Raw genomic sequence first — 17,116 nt, forward strand, 5'->3', positions numbered from 1 at the left:
GTGGGGGCGGATGGATTCGAACCACCGTAGGCGTACACCAGCAGATTTACAGTCTGCCCCATTTGGCCACTCTGGTACACCCCCCGGACATCATTTCAACACAACCGGAAAACCGTTCGTTCCACTTTTTGGAGTCGCAAAATTATACCCTTTTCTCAAATTCTCAAATTGTTTGATTAAAAAAATAAATAAAAAAAAAGGCTAAAATGAGAATGCCCCATTTCAGCCTTTGAAAGCGCTTTTCGCTGTTAAAACAATCTCACACCAAAGCTTAACATTCTTACAGAAGGGCCATTACTATCCTGATAAAGATTGTTCATATCATAGTTGACAAACAGGTCGGGAAAATTTCTAATCCCTATTTCCGCTGATAAGCCATATCGTAAATCTTCAAGATAAAAGTTCTTCCTAACATGGTCCACATCTTTGCTGTCTTCGGGCCGCAGCTTAGTATAGCTTCCAATTCGGTAGCCTCCGTAAGCTCCTGCACTGAGATATGAGATAAACGAATGCGGAAAACTGATGGTCGGCATGAATGATAGGTTGACATATGGCACAACCAACTTGCTCTTTTTCATCTCGACCACGTTGCCCGTATCATCCATCACCATAGGAAATGTAACGCGCTCATCATTCTTGTCAATAGTATTGTTTCCGTCGAACATTATATTATACCATGAGAAATCAACCCCAAAATCCAGATGCAGCCTGGCATTTTCACCACGGGCAACAGTTGCACTTGCTATGTAGCCTAAACTGATATAACGCGATCCAAAAGGTTTGAGGTCATAATCAACTTTGTTGTAGCCCGCCGTCGCTTCATTTGCACCATATGTATTTAGTCCCACAGCAATATTGAAACCCTTTCTGGGACTTGAATTTCTGTGCGATTTGTAATACCGTTTGCCAGTGCGCCTGTAAGTAGAGTCGGAGGAACTATTCTCATCATCATCGATTACCTCAACTCCCTTCGCGTTGATAGTCACCTCGGTATCACCGTCTTTTACGTGAACACCCCTTAAACCTATCCGGACATAATCTTTCTCCTCTTTATCATTGTCTTTCAGATACCGGTTTCCGTTAAGCTCTTCTCTTAAATAAGTGGTATCAGCATTTGTGCTATCAAGCCTCACTTTCAGATCCCGCAACAAAGCATTAAGATCATACTTCATAATCTTCTCCAATTCTTTTCTGTTTTCTCCATAGATTACCAGACGGGTTTTATCCCCAAAAGTGACTATGATTGAATCCTTTTCAGAACGGTTACCTGACTCTTTCAAATTAAAGGCATTTGCTGTAAACACGACAAATAGCATCAATACAGCAACATATACATTTCTTTTCATGGCTAAAATCATTTATAGTTTTGTTCTTTCTATGGGGTTTTGATTTCTTTCTGACGTCCTTTCCTCCTTATTGCGCAATCGATCGTCAACACGTGCAACCAGGTTTTTAGGATTAAACCCTACCTCTTCCCAATTCACACGTTCCCCAGCTCTCGCATTTTTTAACTGGCGGAATACCCGTGAAAATCGCGAAGACTTAGGCCTCTCTTCAAACTCATCGTTACTGGCTTCAACTGCTACTACGATCTTTATAGCCTGCTCTGCCTTTTCCTTATTGACCACTGCTAGCATTGTCAGCTTGTCAACTGGCGGTTTTACAGTTTCGATATCCGAAGATTTGGGAGAATCTGCTGATGCCACACTATTTTCGACAACCGACGGCTCCTGAATTGCAATAACCGGTGTTTCAGCTCGTGTCTTCGATTGTTTTTTTTCAAAAGCTGGTTGGTGCTGAGTCAGGTTCTTTTCATGTCTGGCAACGGGAGCTTTTCTTTGCGCGACAATATCCTTTTGTTTTAATAAAACTTGAGCTTGGAAATCACGCCCCTTAACAATGCTTTCAACCTGTTCTTTCCCCTTTTGCTGCTTGACAGTTGCCACGGTTTTTTGACTGTCAGTCTGTTTTATTGTACCATCCTGCCCATTTCCCCATATCAGGTAGCCGGCAATCAGGGAAACGGCGACGCTGGCAGCGGCGTACCAAATCCATACAGCGGGTCGGCGGCGCGTTTCGGTTCCTTCCTGTATTTTAAGCCAGGCATTCTCAGAGGGCGTTTTGTACCACTCGGTTAGTTTGCGCTTGAAAAGATCATCAACCGGATGCTTTTTCATATTCTACTTTTTTTTTAAAACTATTTTCCCAATCAAAAACCATTCTTTGCAGCAATGTGCGTGCACGGTGCAATTGCGATTTGGAGGTGCTCTCACTGATCCCAAGCATTTCAGCAATCTCGATATGTGCATAACCTTCAATAGCATACAGGTTGAACACAGTCCGATAGCCGGTCGGTAAGGTTTCTATGAGTTTTAATAACTCTTCCGTATCAAGATTCTGATCTGCCTGAATGTAGTCCGGAATATTGTTGGCTTCATCTGATAAGGTATCTTCCAATATTCTCTTTTGTTTCCGAAGATATCCCAACGCTTCATTTACCATGATTCTGCGGATCCAGCCTTCAAAACTTCCCTCGCTATTAAACTGCCCTATCTTCCCAAATACTTTTAAAAAACCCTCAACCATTACATCCTCGGCCGCCATTTCGTCGCATATATAGCGAAAGCATAAACCCAGCATGCGAGCGCTGTATTTATCATAAACTTGTCTTTGCGCTTTCGGATCTCCCTTTCCGAGTGCTTTGATAAGTTGTGCTTCCTGGCTAAATAGTGCTAAAATTCGACCCATTCGACTTGTGGTTTCAATAGCAAGATGCTCATTCTTTGCATAGAGGTTGCATCGCCCTTAAAGTTTTTTAACATATTATTTTCAGTCAGACCTGATCAATTTTATTTCAGTTTTCAAACGGTAATTGCTTCGGTTCCGTTAGTTTTGACGCACCTTAGACTAATTAATGGGAAATACTTGCTATGCTTGATTCTTCCGCCCCGATTGGAATATTTGACAGTGGTATTGGCGGGATGACCGTCGCCAGCGCTGTAACACGGCTTTTGCCAAAAGAAAATACGATCTATTTTGGAGATACCGCCCACCTTCCATACGGGGATAAGTCGACGGCGGCCATTCAGGCTTACTCCATTAAGATCTGCAATATGCTTCTCCAGCAAAATTGCAAGCTGATCCTGATCGCCTGTAATTCCGCCTCCGCGGCCGCTTATGAATTGGTAAGGGAATATGTGGGAAGCAAAGCAAAAGTCCTAAATGTAATCGATCCCGTTGTCGATTATATTAAAGAACATTATGCAGATAAAACAATTGGATTGATAGGGACTAAGCAAACTGTGCAGTCCAATGTTTACAAAAAGAAGGTGGATGCCCTGGACAAAAATATCCATTTGAAATCATTGGCGACACCGTTGCTTGCTCCAATGATCGAAGAAGGTTTTTTTGACAATAACATCAGTGAAAGTATTATCGCTAACTATCTTTCAGATCCCCAATTGTCATCCATTGAAGCACTTATCCTGGGATGCACCCACTATCCATTGATCAAAAATCAGATCAGTGCTTTCTATAGCCAGAAAGTAGGCATATTGGATACCTCCGAAATTGTTGCCCATTCATTGCGCGCATTGCTGGAACAGCATTTTCTGGTTAATGAGCAGGGTAGGGGTATCAGGCAATTTTATGTTTCTGACTACACATTATCTTTCGAGCAGTCTACAAACATATTTTTTGGGCAGCATATCCTCTTGGAACATTATCCACTTTGGGAGTGATCACTCATAAATCAGTTTGACAGGACCAAGCAGACCCGAAGGCATAGGTTTCCATTTGGAAGCATCAAACTTTTTATAGGTGATGTCGACAATGTTAATGTCATTAAATTTTTTCCATTCTGGCGCCTGCTTATCACGAAGACGCATGTAATTGGCTGATAGGTTGGTAACCTCAATTTCAAGGACATTCATTTTCGCTTTCAGCAATTCAGCATTTACATTCATGCGAAATGGAATTGACCACACCGTTCCTAATGCTTTCCCATTCATTGTGACTTTTGCAGTTTCTCTTACATCCCCCAAATCAAGTTGAATAAAAGCGTCCTTGCGAAGCATACCATCGGGCAGATTGAATTGAATTTTGTACCGTGCCGTTCCTGAGAAATATTCCGAAGAATCTGGTAATTCCGCCCAGGACTGCAACTGATCCATTTCGGACGAATGTGGCAGAGTCGGCCGACCTTTCAAAAAAGTCAATTGCCATTTACCTTTTATTTCAAATTCCTGTTTGGGGTTGTCCAAATGCGGACTCCTAGCCCCGTCTAAGCCGGACTGTAGAAAGCAGGATTGGCCGGGTAACAGTGACAAGAAAAACTCATTCCCTTTTTTGCCCGGTCGGTGCGACAATAAAGACTTTCCGGCCATCGGATCGTTTTTGAAGACCATATCTGCCTTCCCCAACTGAAGCCAACCTTCCTGAAACTGATTTCCAAGATTCGTAACAAAATATAATGCTCCGTTCTGGGTCCTTTTTCTAATAAATGTCAGCCCATTTTCTGCCAACCTCAGCTCTCTTACCACTCCATTAGCAGCCAGATCTTTTTCCAGATCTGCGGACACTTTAACTGTTTGCTGTTTTGTTAATGCGTTTATTTCCCGACTAAACTGCTGCTGCTGCCGTAAATGTTCCGCATAACCGGTCACAGTTGTTGGCACTTTTTTCTCGAAAACAATTTTTGCTCCTGCATTCGCCAAACGTTTTAACTCATTCAGCGTCTTCATTGGCATATAGCTGCTTTCGGGAATTAATAAGGTTTTGTAAGAGCTGTTACCGGAATTCAGACTGCCATTTTTATCAACAGATAATTGTGTCAACTGTAAATCAGAAACGTAATCAAATGCATAACCTTCGTTCCATAGTTTTTGTGAAACCTTCCCAAAAGGCAAATCCAGGAGCCAGCGATCCACGTGATGCACTTCTAATAAATGCACATTACCAGACGATTTGGCCTTGGTAGCCCACAAATCGTGAATAGGAAAATAAACCAGCACGTCATTATCCGGCTTACTATTTTGCAGCAAAGCCTGACAACTTTCAACATACTCGTTCAATAATTGAAATTGGTCAGCAAAATGGGATGACTTTCCAAAATTGGTAGAAGCATAGAATAACCACCCGGGGTACGGTTCCTTCTCCGGTGAATAATTGATACCGTGGTAAAAAATGTGATTGATACCGGACGCAAACAATTCATCAATCTGTGGCTTAATCTGCGACAATGAAACCTTGAAGTGATTGGCAAGCCAGGTGCCAGTCTCAGAGCTTACCAGCTTTTTTCCGTTGAAATGAGCCGCAGAAGATGCAAATTTCATAGCCAATGGATTTGGCGTACCAAATTGATCTATCGAATAATCAGGATCAACCCGCAAAGCGGGAATGGGAAAACGGCTTGTACCAAAAGACTCGGTTTCCGGAATATCGGACGCTGCATACAAATCGAGCAGGTTACCCGGAGAGCCGTGCGCCTGGTACCTGGTCAGAAACCGATGTTTTGTGCTCCATTTGGCCCAGGGGAGTGCATATCGCTCATATAGAAGTTCAGATAACGTCTGCTGATAATCGATTTTTACCAATTCAGAAAATGGTTTTCCGGTTGAGTCATTGAGCAGGGCTAACTCAGTTTCCAGATCATACCCTCGCCGCTCCTTGAATTGTTTTGTAAAATCACTAGTCCAATTTGCGCCATAAGCCTCATAAGAATCCATATACATGGACCGCGGCTTATTTTTAACATCAGCAAATGCGGAATCAAACCTCGAAAGATAGCCTGTCATCGCAGTGGAGTGAAAAGGATCCAGCACGAACCCTTCGCCACCTGGGGCCGCCCGTTTAACTTTTTGTTTGGTCAGAACAACTTGCAGACTGTTATTTAGGATCGACATATTCTTAGCTGCCATTTCAGTTGACACATTAGGCCCGCCAAAGGGCCAGCCAGTGCCGGTCGTCATGTCTACGCCAAGTCCCCGTCGCTGACCTTCACTCACTGTATATTGCATCATTTCCATCCATTTTGATGACAGAAATGGAATAGCTTTCGACTCGTAACCCTTGACGCCGTAAATCGGGATAATATGCACACCACCCAAACCAGACTTTTTGAAAAAATCAAGTTGAGCTGAAATATCTTCCTTTGTTACGGCGCTGCCCATCCACCACCAATATGTCCAGGGTTTGGACGTTGACATAGGCTGTGCACGAACCAGAAAGCAGCTTAAGAATATCAGGAAAATAAGTGCTAGACGCATGAGAGCAGGTTTCTGATTAAAGACGCAGGAATTCGATTCTACGCATAAAAAAAAGCGAAACCGTTTCCAGTTTCGCTCATATGCTATTTGATTTAAAAAATTAACCCTGATAAGCCTGCTTCACACGGGAAGCAATAAATTGGCGTTCCTGCTGATGCCGCTTGCTATTGCGATACCACAAATAACCAATTATGGCCACCAATAAATAAGGCATTACAAAAAGAAACATGATCCCGGTGTTGAGCCCGGCTCCAACATTGTTTCTGCCATTGCCTATTGAACTTTCTACCGAGCCCCTGCACATTGCGCATTGTGCCCAGGAGTCTACGCCCATGAGCAAAAACAAAATAATAAATCCGGATATTGCAACTAACTTTTTCATATGTAATAAGGACTAATCATTAAGTAAACGAGAACTCCGCTAATGCTGACATACAACCAGATAGGCAATGCCCATTTCACCGCCTTTCTATGTTGTAAAATCTGATTTGTATATCCAAAATACACCGCTCGCAACACAAACCAAACGACTACGATCGACAGCAGAATATGCGAAATTAGTAAAAAGTAATAGATAGGCCGAATCATTCCCTGCCCACCAAAAGGGGTAGATTCATTGGAAACATGGTATAATATATAGCAAACCAAAAAAACAGCACCTAAAATGAAAGCTGTTGTCATCGTTTGGCGGTGCGCCTTTAAGTTTTTATTTTTTATTAAATAAAAACCAGCAAGCAGTAAAATCGCAGTCAAAGAATTGATCACTCCAATGACATGAGGCAATACTTTCGTCCACTCGCCCAGATTAATTTTTTGCCTGATACCAAGTAAAACGGCAACTGCAACCGGGATTGCAATCGCCAATATGTTAATAATGCGCTCGTACTTGGGTTTCTTTTCAATTAGTAATGTGGCCATAAATTATTGATTTGCACTTTCTTCATTCTCATATTTCAGGATCTTGATTTCAGCCATCAAACGATCCGTTTCAGCTACCTTGGTACCATTGTAATAACCTCTGATATAACCTTCGCGATCAATTAAGATAAGCCTTTCTTCTATCGGTATCACCATTCCCTCCACACTTGCCTGGAATGCAAGATCAATCCGGAAACAGCTGTCTATTTCATTTCGGGCAATGTTTACGAGCTGCCATCTACCTTTCCCTATTTCCTCCGGAAAGCTATTGTCTTTTGGCTTACCAAATTCACTTAACGTAAGAAGATTCAATTCGGTTATTTCATTTCCAAGTGTGTTAATGCGCTGTAATTGGGCAATTACCAACCTACAATTATCGTCGCATTTCTCAGGTAAGCTGCTTACAACTGTTAATTTATTCGTAATAACAGGAGCTTGAAGTGGTCTGCAAATGTTATCAAATGTGTAAAAAACCGTATCCTTGTTTTTAAAAACTACTTTTCCCTGGCCGTCTCGTTTCGGAAAATAGTAGGGTAAGTCGTAATGATTTCTGGCAAAGAATTTTAAAAAAATAAAAATCAAAGCCGGAATTACTAATGTTATGATCAGTAATCCGGCCTTGGAAAAATTCTTCATTTATAGATTCTCTAATCAAAAATTGCTTCAAAAATGGCATTGCCTTCAAGCATCAACGCTAGAATTAACCAAGCCACAAAGATAATTGGAACGAGGATGCTCCATATCAATGATTTGGTTTCATGCTTCAAGTGCATAAATTCTCCAACAATATAAAACGCCTTCACAATTGTCATCACGATGAAAACAGACACTTTTAATGTGCCCGGTGGAACCGTAAAGGCGATAATGAATTCCAGTGCAGTTAAAACAAGCAGAATCCAGAAAGTTTTCCAAATCGCTTTGCGTTGTTCAGCACCTGCATTAGGATCCTGATTGTGAACGTGATGTACTTCTGACATTTGACTTTGGAATTATAATGTTCGTAGTTTAAACCAGGTAAAAGAATGTGAATACAAATACCCACACCAAATCAACAAAGTGCCAGTAAAGGCCAACTTTTTCGACCATTTCGTAGCTTCCTCTCTTATCATAAAATCCTGTCGCAGATCGGAAGAATATTAAAATATTCAAGATAACACCACTAAAAACGTGGGTACCGTGGAATCCTGTAATGAAAAAGAAGAAGTCTGCAAAAGCTGGCGGACCATACTGATTTTCAGTAAGATTTGCACCAAATATCGTCTTTTCAGCCCAGGCACCGTTTTCGATTACTTTCATAACACTACCAGCATCTGTGCCGTGTATAAAGTGGGCCCATTCCCAAGCCTGGCAACCCAGGAAAGTAAAGCCTCCTAAAATAGTCCAAAGCATATATTTTTCGACATTAGCGCGATCCATTCTATGCCCTGCTTCCACTGCAAGTACCATAGTCACGCTACTCGCAATCAAAATGAAGGTCATGATACCCACAAAAACCAACGGCAAGGAGATGCCATGTAAAAAAGGCACTGCTTCATAAACCTTTTCAGGTATCGGCCAATACATGTTTGAGAATGAAAAATCAGCTGCTTTACCCGCAAATGCAGGGAAACTGAACCGGGCTGTGCCATATGCCACCAATAAGGCGGAGAAAGTAAAGGTATCCGAGATGAGAAAAAACCACATCATCAGTTTACCATAACTTGCTTTCATAGGCTCAATGCCCCCCATCCACATTTTGGGTTCTATCGCGCCAGGTGTTGTTACATTTGCAGCCATTGAGAAAAAATATTAATTAAAGGTCAATAAAAATGCGAATAGATATAACCACAGAATATCCAAAAAATGCCAGTAAGATACACAGATCTGAATCCTCCTAAGATTTTTCCCATGAACCTGCAATTTGAATGCAGCTATCCAGGAATACAGTAATACGATCAGACCGCTGATAATGTGAAAACCGTGTAGTCCGGTGAATACGTAAAAAAACGAACCTGACGGGTTTCCTACGAAATATACATTCATATCTACCAGCTTTCTCCATCCCTCAAACTGCATCCAAAGGAAAGCCAGGCCAAGTACAAAAGTAATAGAAATTGCTATTTTCAATTGTTTGAACTGATCTTTTTTTGCCGAATAATAGGCCCACTGCATTGCTGCACTACTGACTACCAGCACTGCCGTACTGTACCAGAATATCCGCGGCATTTCAAATTCTAGCCAGTTTCCCTCCGCTCTACGAACCAGGTATGCACTCGACTGCGATGCAAAAAGCATAATGATACTAACCAGGAACAACCACAAAATGAATTTCATTGGATCCATTGCCAATGTCTCCTGTGGTTCTCTTTCTACTTTATATTGCTGAACATTTTCCATTTTCTCTCCTAATTTCAATTTCACAATTTATCCAACAAAAAAGCAATCTGTACAATCGGTAAATATATAAACGACCCGAACATGAGTTGACGCGCTGTCTTATCTGTACACGTACGCATCAAATGAAACGTCTGTGCAAGAAATAAGACTCCGAAAACGGTCGCAATTAAAGCGGAGTTAATCCCCGTCATTCCCAATTTATATGGAAGCCATCCAACAGGCAGAAGGAAAAGCGTGTAAATCATAATCCGGAATGTGGTATCCAGGTCTTTCAAACCATTTGCTGGCAGCAATTTAAAGCCGGCCCGCTTATAATCCTCATCTAAAACCCAAGCAATTGCCCAAAAGTGTGGAAACTGCCAGAAAAACTGAATCGCAAACAGTATACCCGGTTCTAGTCCGAAGTGATTAGTCGCCGCAACCCAACCGATCATTGGCGGAAAGGCGCCTGGAATTGCACCTACGAAAACAGCTATGGGTCCAACTCTTTTCAATGGCGTATAGACAAATCCATACAGAACCAATGAGAGAAGCGACAACAACCCAGTAGCCAGATTAAATGCAAAGACAAAAATTGTTAATGAAAGAACTCCTAAAATAACTGCCCAAATTGCTGCTTGCTCAATTGTGATTCTTCCGCTTGGTAAGGGTCTCGAGGCAGTTCTTTTCATCAGCTTATCATAATCTTTTTCAAGAATTTGATTAATTATGTTTGCCGCGCCAGTGATCCCAATTGAAGCAAAAACGAAAAGGATCAGGTCGGTAGTTTTTGCATCCTTCGCCCCAAGGCAATAACCCATAGCACCGGAAAAAGCAATCAGGGAGGCCAATCTAAATTTAAGTAACTCAAACAAAACACCCAGTCTTTCCTTGATGCCCGCTACCGATATGATGATATTCTGTGCTGATGTCATTGGTAAATTACTTGCTAGTAAGCATTTGATGCTCACCAATTTTTTTATTGTTGTATCTAAGATATTTATTTCCGTTTATTACCAGCCAACCGACGAACTGTAAACCGATTAGCAGAATAGCGAATGTTAGATGAAGCGGCTGTGCAAAAGGCGGAACTCCTAAATAGGCCATTATTAAGCCTGTCCCGATCTCCGCTAACATTATAAATAGACAGGCAATTGCAATCCTGCCCGGCAAAGTCATTCTACCTTCGGTTTTAAGTATTTTGTTGATCCAAAATATATTAAATCCGAAGACTATTGTTGAAAATGACCTGTGAATGTAGAATTTCACTCCCAGCTCGCTAATCCATCTAGCTCTTGAACTATAACCTAATTTCACAATTACCTCATCCATCGCTTCCCTTACCTGAGTTCCAAGTAAAATTTGAAACAGTGATAGACCCATCACAACCAGCCCAATGGTATTTAAGACTTTTCTGCTCTCATTAGTTTTAAAAAGTGTATATGCCGAAAATCTGGACCAGGTCAATAAATACAGTAAAACAAACACGATAACGATTGCCAAGAGCATATGCAACGTTACCACTATTGGTAATAATTCAAAGGAAACGACTTTGGCACCCAGCCAGCCCTGGAAACCAACCAGCAAAAATGCCGCAAGGCAGAAAAAGAAAATTTGCTTGTCCCCAGTTTTTAGAAAAGGAATTGAGGCTAGTAATGTGAGAAAGATCATGATGCCGGTAAAAGCGCCGAGAAGCCTATTCACATATTCAATCCAGGTTTTAACAGGATTAAATTCAACTTCTCCCTTTAGCTTAGCGCCATAGTTCTCTTTATAATTGGCTGGCAGCTGAGAAGCCTCTGTTGGAGGAACCCAACTCCCGAAACATCTGGGCCAATCGGGACATCCCATCCCTGCACCGGTGCTTCTCACAACCCCACCTGCTATGATCAGAAAATAGAGCGTAATGACAGTATTTAAGGCCAATCGGCGAAAACGCCGGTTGGCCTTGGAATCAATGAGATGCGTTGAACTGATCATTAAAGTTCTGTGACTCAATTGCCTTTTCCGCAGCGATCAACTCATTTTCATGAGGGAAATTGGATTCCAGCGTTTGAGAATACGGAATATTTTGTGGAATGAAATCCTCTTTTGCACCGGGCTTACTATAATCATACGACCAACGATAAACTGCTGGAATCTGACCTTCCCAGTTTCCATGGCCAGGATGAATCGGTGTAGTCCATTCCAGCGTATTTGAACGCCATGGATTTTGTGGAGCCCTTTTGCCCTTGAAAATGCTGTAGAAGAAGTTCCATAAGAAAATGAACTGCGCAAGGAATGACAGGATAGCAGCAACCGAGATAAACATGTTCATATCCATGTATTTATGCGTAAAATCGTAGCTGGTAAACTGATAATACCTACGTGGGAACCCTGCTATACCAACATAATGCATTGGAATAAATATCAGGTATATGCCGATAAACGTAAACCAAAAATGTATCTGTCCCAATGTTGTATTCATCATGCGGCCAAACATTTTAGGGAACCAGTGATAAACACCGGCAAAAAGTCCGAAAGCGGATGCGGCACCCATTACAAGGTGGAAATGCGCTACAACAAAATAGGTATCGTGTAACTGAATGTCTAATGCACTATTACCAAGAATGATACCCGTGAGACCTCCGGAAACAAATAGCGACACCAATCCAATTGAGAAAAGCATTCCCGGTGTGAATACGATATTGCCTTTCCAAAGTGTGGTAATGTAGTTAAATCCTTTAACCGCAGAAGGAACCGCAATAATCAAGGTGAGGAACATAAACACCGATCCGAGGAACGGATTCATCCCCGTGACAAACATATGGTGCGCCCATACGATAAAGGCGAGAAAGGCAATACCAAGCATGGAGGCAATCATGGCACGATAACCGAAAATAGGTTTACGCGAATTTGTAGCGATAACTTCTGAGGTAATTCCTAACCCTGGAAGCAAAACGATGTACACCTCCGGATGACCCAAAAACCAGAAAAGGTGCTGGAATAAGATCGGGCTTCCTCCTACATTGGGAAGTGCTTCTCCATTGATATAAATATCTGAAAGGTAGAAGCTTGTACCGAAGTGACGGTCAAAAATCAGAAGCAGAACCGATGAAAATAATACTGGAAATGATATCAGACCCAAAATTGCGGTAATTAGAAATGACCAAATGGTCAATGGCAGCCGGTCGAATGACATACCTCTTGTTCGCAGGTTGATTACAGTAGTAATGTAATTAATACCTCCTAATAATTGGGATACAATAAAAAGCGCCATACTCACCAACCAGAGTGTCATACCCATGCCTGATCCCATATGCGCCTGCGGTAATGCACTTAATGGAGGATAAATCACCCACCCCCCCGCTGCGGGACCCGTTTGCAAAAACAGCGAAATAAACATGATTACACTGGCAACAAAGAAAAACCAGTAAGACAACATGTTCATAAATCCGGATGCCATGTCCCTTGCGCCAATCTGTAAGGGAATTAAGAAGTTACTGAACGTTCCACTCAATCCGGCTGTCAATACGAAGAATACCATGATTGTTCCGTGCATGGTAACCAAGGCCAGGTAAAAATTCGGGTCTAGCTTCCCGGATTCACTGATCCAACCACCCAGAATAGGTTTTAGCCATGACAGATTAGACTCTGGCAACCCAAGCTGTATACGGAAAACAACAGACATGGAAATACCAATTACTGCCCATATAATTCCTGAAATCAAGTACTGCTTTGCAATTACTTTGTGATCCTCACAAAATATATATTTTTGCCAAAAATTTTGTGCTTCATGGTGGTGTTCGTGCTCCTCTGCGTGATGTTGAGCTGTTACCACTCCTTCAATAGCTGACATATACTTTTAATATTTTAAAATTATTAATTAGCGTAGACTTGTACTTGTTCCTGCTCCACCGGCAGACGTCGAAGAACTGTCGGCTGGAGTAACTGCTTCTGCCGGTACATATTTCATAGCCTTAGCTTTCAAATTCTCCGGTACCTTCGCGAGGTACTCCGGGTAGGTTTGCAGAAAGGTAGCTTGCTCAGCGCACCATTTCTTATAAGACGCCTCATCCTCCACAATCAGTCTCAACTTCATAGAAAAATGACCTTGACCACATACCTCGGTACAAGCAATTTCATAGTCGAATTTTGGATTGTTCAGCTCTGCGCGCATATCAGCAGTTGATTTATCAGCCACAAACCAAAACTTCGTTGGCATTCCAGGAACCGCATCCATTTTAACTCTCATATGAGGAATGAATACACTATGCAAAACATCCCTTGCGCGAATTCTCAGCAGAACGGGACGATTCACGGGAATGTGCATTTCGCTGGGATTGGTAAAGTCATCGAATGAATTCTCGTCGGATAAATCAATTCCAACCTCATTCTGCGCGTCGATCAATTTAAAATTGTAGTTCCCTAATTTGTTATCACTTACCCCGGAGTAACGCACAATCCAGTTGAATTGCTTACCCGTTATTTCGATTACTTCCGAATCCCTTGGGGCGTCGGAAGTAATATCGGACCATGCTTTCCAACCTGTAAATACCAGCAGCGCCATGACAATTGCCGGAACAATCGTCCAGATAAGTTCAAGCCTATGATTGTCAGGATAAAATGAGGCGCGATGATTTGGTTTATGCTGATATTTCCAAGCAAAAAAGAAGATTAGGAAATTCACAAGTATAAAGGGAATGGTAAGAATCCCCATAGAAAACCAAAATAAATCATCAGTTCTTCTACCGTGTACCGATGATGCCTCAGGCAGGAAGAATTCCCTCGCGTGAAGATATGACCAGGTGATGGCAACTGCGCCAGTCACCAGAATGACAAGAAACATTGCTCCATTAACCTTGTTTCCACTAGGTTCAGCGTCTGGGGAATCCGACTTATTAATACTTTTAAGAACGTTCTGTAACCTGGAAATCACAATACCTGTGAGAACCACGAAAACAAGAGCAACTATTGCGATTAAAATAGACATGATAATAAACTGTTTTGCAATTAGGCAATATCGTGATGCAATGACTCCTCCAACATAGGGTGATTCCTTGGGATCAGATTTGCCTTTTCAAGTTGACTAGCAATTGAATAAGCAAACGCACAAAGAAATATTACAAAAAATCCCCATTCCAATGGACCTAGTTCTGCACCAGCTCCAACCGTACCCGGCATTATATTAGTATAGAAATCCATATAATGACCCACAATCACACTCCAGCAAGCAACTTTCAGAATTGAATGCGTGTATTTCGCATCCCTTGTCATCAACACAAGAAAAGGAAAAAAGAAATTAAGAAATAATGTGACAAAGAAGGGGCCTTTGAAAAATCCTCCATAACCCCTGAATCTCTCGAGAAAGTAAATCGTTTCCTCCGGAAGGTTAGCATAATAAATAAGCAAAAATTGTGCAAACCATACATAGGTCCAGAAAATGCTGAATGCAAATATAAATTTACCGAGGTCACGCATGTGACTGGAATTAACTGCCCTTAAATATCCACGCTCTCTCAGCATAATGACTGTCAATGTTATAACCGCTAACCCGGCAACATGCCAGCTAGCAAGTGTATACCAGCCAAACATTGTACTGAACCAGTGGGTATCAATTGACATCACAAAATCCCATGCGGATGTAGAAGAAGTCACTCCGAAAACTACCAGGAACGCTGTTCCAAATCGGATCGATTTTTCATAAAACTCAGTCCCGCCGATTTCATCTTCCTTTAAAGAAAGGTTTCTGATCACACGCCACAATCCGTACCATACACCGAAATAAATAACAAGTCGCGCGATGAAGAATGGTGTATTTAAAAACCCTCTCTTACCAGCTATAATAGGGTCATATTCTGGACCGCCAATTTCATAAAGCCCTTCATGCGTCCAATGGAACAGATCGTGCCCGCCTAAAAAGAAAGTAATTAGCATTATAATTCCTGTGAATGGCAGAAACGCAGGCAGTGCTTCAGGAACTCGTTTAAAAACAGCGGACCATCCAGCCTGAGCCAAATAATTATAGGAAATAAAAAACATCCCGACTACGGACATCCCTGTAAAGTATACCGCATTTACCCAAAGGTTAGCCCAAATTCTTGTCATCCAACTCTTAGCATGGTGACCCCCCTCAGCCGCAGCACCTTCGTGGCCAACCGCAGCAGCAGCTTCATGGCCACCAGCGGCATGTTCCGATGTTGTTCTTGCAAGTGCATTAGCCGCATGCTCCGCACCATGGGCAGCTGCCTCATGCCCGCCGCCAGTCGCGGCCAGGTAAGCTCCTAATAATACAAGAGCCAGTCCGACACCGCCGCCAATAAGTAAATTTCGCTTAGCTTCTGATGTAAATTCAAACCGTTCTTCAATAGAAGGAATCGAATGTGCTGATGCCATTATCTAAAATTATTTCTCTGTTATTAAAATTCTAATTATGCCCCTTTTTGCAATTTCTGTACATAATGGACAATCTTCCAGCGTTCCTCAGGGTTAATCTGTGATCCGTGAGGCCACATACGAGCTTTACCGTGTGTTATGACATGAAAAATATGGCCTTCATTCAAACTCTTATATGCATCACTTGCATAGTTAGGCACCCCCTTGTACATCGCCCCAACCTTGCCATCACCAGCTCCTGTTGCACCATGGCAATGCTGGCAATATCTTTCATATAAAATTTTACCTTCCGCCAGGGTAGCTTCGTTCAGAGGCACCGGATTTTTCAAAACCCTTTCGGAGATTGAAATACTGTCTGCTGAAATATTGTATACCATTAAATCCACCCTTGCCGAATCTGTCTCGCCAAATGATGTTTTATAATTTCTTCTCGCAACAGTCCCCTCAACGGGTAGTCGCATTGTCAACCCCATTGGGTTTATCGGATTGGCCTTTTCCTGTTTGTAGGGTTCATAACCTACCGGCAGGTACATGTTAGGTGCATACTCCTTTCCAGGATTATTAGGATCGTTTTTACAACCCAAAACGGCTGTAAGCAAAACGATAGCAACCAACAGGTATCTATTTAAACTTTTAAATTTCATTGTTCAAAACGGCATTAAAATTGTTTAAGGTTGACCTCTTCAGCACCACTGTCTCTCAACGCACGTGATATTTCTTCCTCGCTCATTGAATTTCTTCCTAAATCTATAGCCATTACGAACTTGTTATCCGTCGAACGCACATCAAAACGGGGATGAAAGTGTGTACCAGGCCCCAGTCCATTGGAAATAAAGAAAGTAGTAACCATTCCAAATGCGGTAAAAAGTACCGTCAACTCGAATGTAATAGGGATGTAATTAGGTATGGATATTGGATCTTTTCCTCCAACAATCATTGGCCAGTCAATACCCATCGTCCAGATCATTAATACCAGTGCGCAGATACATCCCGTAACTCCGAACATAAATGCCGCAATCCCAATTCTGGTACGCGGATGACCCAATGCCTCATCCATTCCGTGAATCGGGAATGGCGAATAAACCTCTTTAATTTTTACCCCAGCCTTTCTCAGACGAGGCACTGCATGAAGAACAGTATCATCATCATCATAGACTCCGACCAAAAATTTACCAGATAACTCTGCCATACTATTATGATAA

The 17,116-nt window shown here is 42.0% G+C and carries 18 protein-coding genes and 1 tRNA gene; 1 reads left to right on the top strand and 18 read right to left on the bottom strand.

What is annotated here, in order from left to right; translation table 11 throughout:
- Position 1: 1 nt before the first annotated feature.
- The 4 genes from FHS68_RS00935 to FHS68_RS00950 all read right to left on the bottom strand — a co-directional run bounded on the left by FHS68_RS00935 (position 2) and on the right by FHS68_RS00950 (position 2,748).
- Positions 2 to 84, bottom strand: a tRNA-Tyr gene (locus FHS68_RS00935).
- Positions 85 to 248: 164 nt separating this feature from the next.
- Positions 249 to 1,346 (bottom strand): hypothetical protein, encoded by a 1,098-nt coding sequence (locus tag FHS68_RS00940; RefSeq protein WP_167266299.1) that lies wholly within the window; start codon positions 1,344 to 1,346, stop codon positions 249 to 251.
- A 12-nt stretch (positions 1,347 to 1,358) separates the two neighbouring features.
- Entirely contained in the window at positions 1,359 to 2,177 is an 819-nt protein-coding gene (locus FHS68_RS00945) for a hypothetical protein (RefSeq protein WP_167266301.1), read from the bottom strand.
- Positions 2,158 to 2,748 (bottom strand): RNA polymerase sigma factor, encoded by a 591-nt coding sequence (locus tag FHS68_RS00950; protein WP_167266304.1) that lies wholly within the window; start codon positions 2,746 to 2,748, stop codon positions 2,158 to 2,160. The genes FHS68_RS00945 and FHS68_RS00950 overlap by 20 nt, the downstream gene beginning before the upstream one ends.
- Positions 2,749 to 2,930: 182 nt before the next feature.
- Here FHS68_RS00950 and murI point away from each other — a divergent pair, with 182 nt between their 5' ends.
- Entirely contained in the window at positions 2,931 to 3,740 is an 810-nt protein-coding gene (murI, locus tag FHS68_RS00955) for a glutamate racemase (protein ID WP_167266306.1), read from the top strand.
- Here the strand turns inward: murI and FHS68_RS00960 are convergent, their stop codons facing one another.
- The 14 genes from FHS68_RS00960 to FHS68_RS01025 all read right to left on the bottom strand — a co-directional run bounded on the left by FHS68_RS00960 (position 3,741) and on the right by FHS68_RS01025 (position 17,103).
- On the bottom strand, positions 3,741 to 6,266 hold the full coding sequence (locus FHS68_RS00960; RefSeq protein WP_167266309.1) for a glycosyl hydrolase: 2,526 nt from the start codon (positions 6,264 to 6,266) through the stop codon (positions 3,741 to 3,743).
- A gap of 100 nt (positions 6,267 to 6,366) precedes the next feature.
- Positions 6,367 to 6,648, bottom strand: a complete 282-nt coding sequence (locus FHS68_RS00965) for a CAMCR motif-containing small membrane protein (RefSeq protein WP_167266312.1) — start codon at positions 6,646 to 6,648, stop codon at positions 6,367 to 6,369.
- Positions 6,645 to 7,184: a DUF420 domain-containing protein gene (locus FHS68_RS00970; protein WP_167266315.1), complete on the bottom strand. Its 540-nt coding sequence runs from the start codon at positions 7,182 to 7,184 to the stop codon at positions 6,645 to 6,647. The genes FHS68_RS00965 and FHS68_RS00970 overlap by 4 nt, the downstream gene beginning before the upstream one ends.
- Positions 7,185 to 7,187: 3 nt before the next feature.
- On the bottom strand, positions 7,188 to 7,820 hold the full coding sequence (locus FHS68_RS00975; protein WP_167266318.1) for a hypothetical protein: 633 nt from the start codon (positions 7,818 to 7,820) through the stop codon (positions 7,188 to 7,190).
- Between the two features lie 11 nt (positions 7,821 to 7,831).
- A complete protein-coding gene (locus FHS68_RS00980; RefSeq protein ID WP_167266321.1) occupies positions 7,832 to 8,161 on the bottom strand; it encodes a cytochrome C oxidase subunit IV family protein in 330 nt (109 codons plus the stop codon).
- Between the two features lie 28 nt (positions 8,162 to 8,189).
- Positions 8,190 to 8,960, bottom strand: coding sequence for a cytochrome c oxidase subunit 3 (locus tag FHS68_RS00985; RefSeq protein WP_167266324.1), 771 nt, complete (start codon positions 8,958 to 8,960; stop codon positions 8,190 to 8,192).
- Between the two features lie 12 nt (positions 8,961 to 8,972).
- Positions 8,973 to 9,560 (bottom strand): cytochrome c oxidase subunit 3, encoded by a 588-nt coding sequence (locus tag FHS68_RS00990; protein WP_167268653.1) that lies wholly within the window; start codon positions 9,558 to 9,560, stop codon positions 8,973 to 8,975.
- A gap of 20 nt (positions 9,561 to 9,580) precedes the next feature.
- Positions 9,581 to 10,474, bottom strand: a complete 894-nt coding sequence (cyoE, locus tag FHS68_RS00995) for a heme o synthase (RefSeq protein ID WP_167266326.1) — start codon at positions 10,472 to 10,474, stop codon at positions 9,581 to 9,583.
- Between the two features lie 7 nt (positions 10,475 to 10,481).
- Positions 10,482 to 11,465 carry a COX15/CtaA family protein gene (locus FHS68_RS01000; RefSeq protein ID WP_310588485.1) on the bottom strand — a complete coding sequence of 328 codons (984 nt, stop codon included), beginning with the start codon at positions 11,463 to 11,465 and terminating at the stop codon, positions 10,482 to 10,484.
- Between the two features lie 28 nt (positions 11,466 to 11,493).
- On the bottom strand, positions 11,494 to 13,377 hold the full coding sequence (locus tag FHS68_RS01005; protein ID WP_167266331.1) for a cytochrome c oxidase subunit I: 1,884 nt from the start codon (positions 13,375 to 13,377) through the stop codon (positions 11,494 to 11,496).
- A 27-nt stretch (positions 13,378 to 13,404) separates the two neighbouring features.
- Positions 13,405 to 14,511, bottom strand: coding sequence for a cytochrome c oxidase subunit II (locus FHS68_RS01010; protein ID WP_167266334.1), 1,107 nt, complete (start codon positions 14,509 to 14,511; stop codon positions 13,405 to 13,407).
- 20 nt (positions 14,512 to 14,531) lie between these two features.
- Positions 14,532 to 15,914, bottom strand: coding sequence for a quinol:cytochrome C oxidoreductase (locus tag FHS68_RS01015; protein WP_167266336.1), 1,383 nt, complete (start codon positions 15,912 to 15,914; stop codon positions 14,532 to 14,534).
- A gap of 35 nt (positions 15,915 to 15,949) precedes the next feature.
- The gene (locus FHS68_RS01020; protein WP_167266339.1) at positions 15,950 to 16,558 is read right to left on the bottom strand and encodes a c-type cytochrome; all 609 of its coding nucleotides are present in this window, start codon (positions 16,556 to 16,558) and stop codon (positions 15,950 to 15,952) included.
- 14 nt (positions 16,559 to 16,572) lie between these two features.
- Positions 16,573 to 17,103, bottom strand: coding sequence for a DUF3341 domain-containing protein (locus FHS68_RS01025; RefSeq protein ID WP_167266342.1), 531 nt, complete (start codon positions 17,101 to 17,103; stop codon positions 16,573 to 16,575).
- Positions 17,104 to 17,116: the final 13 nt, after the last annotated feature.

It is taken from the genome of Dyadobacter arcticus, from assembly GCF_011762185.1.
GTDB classification, from domain to species: domain Bacteria; phylum Bacteroidota; class Bacteroidia; order Cytophagales; family Spirosomataceae; genus Dyadobacter; species Dyadobacter arcticus.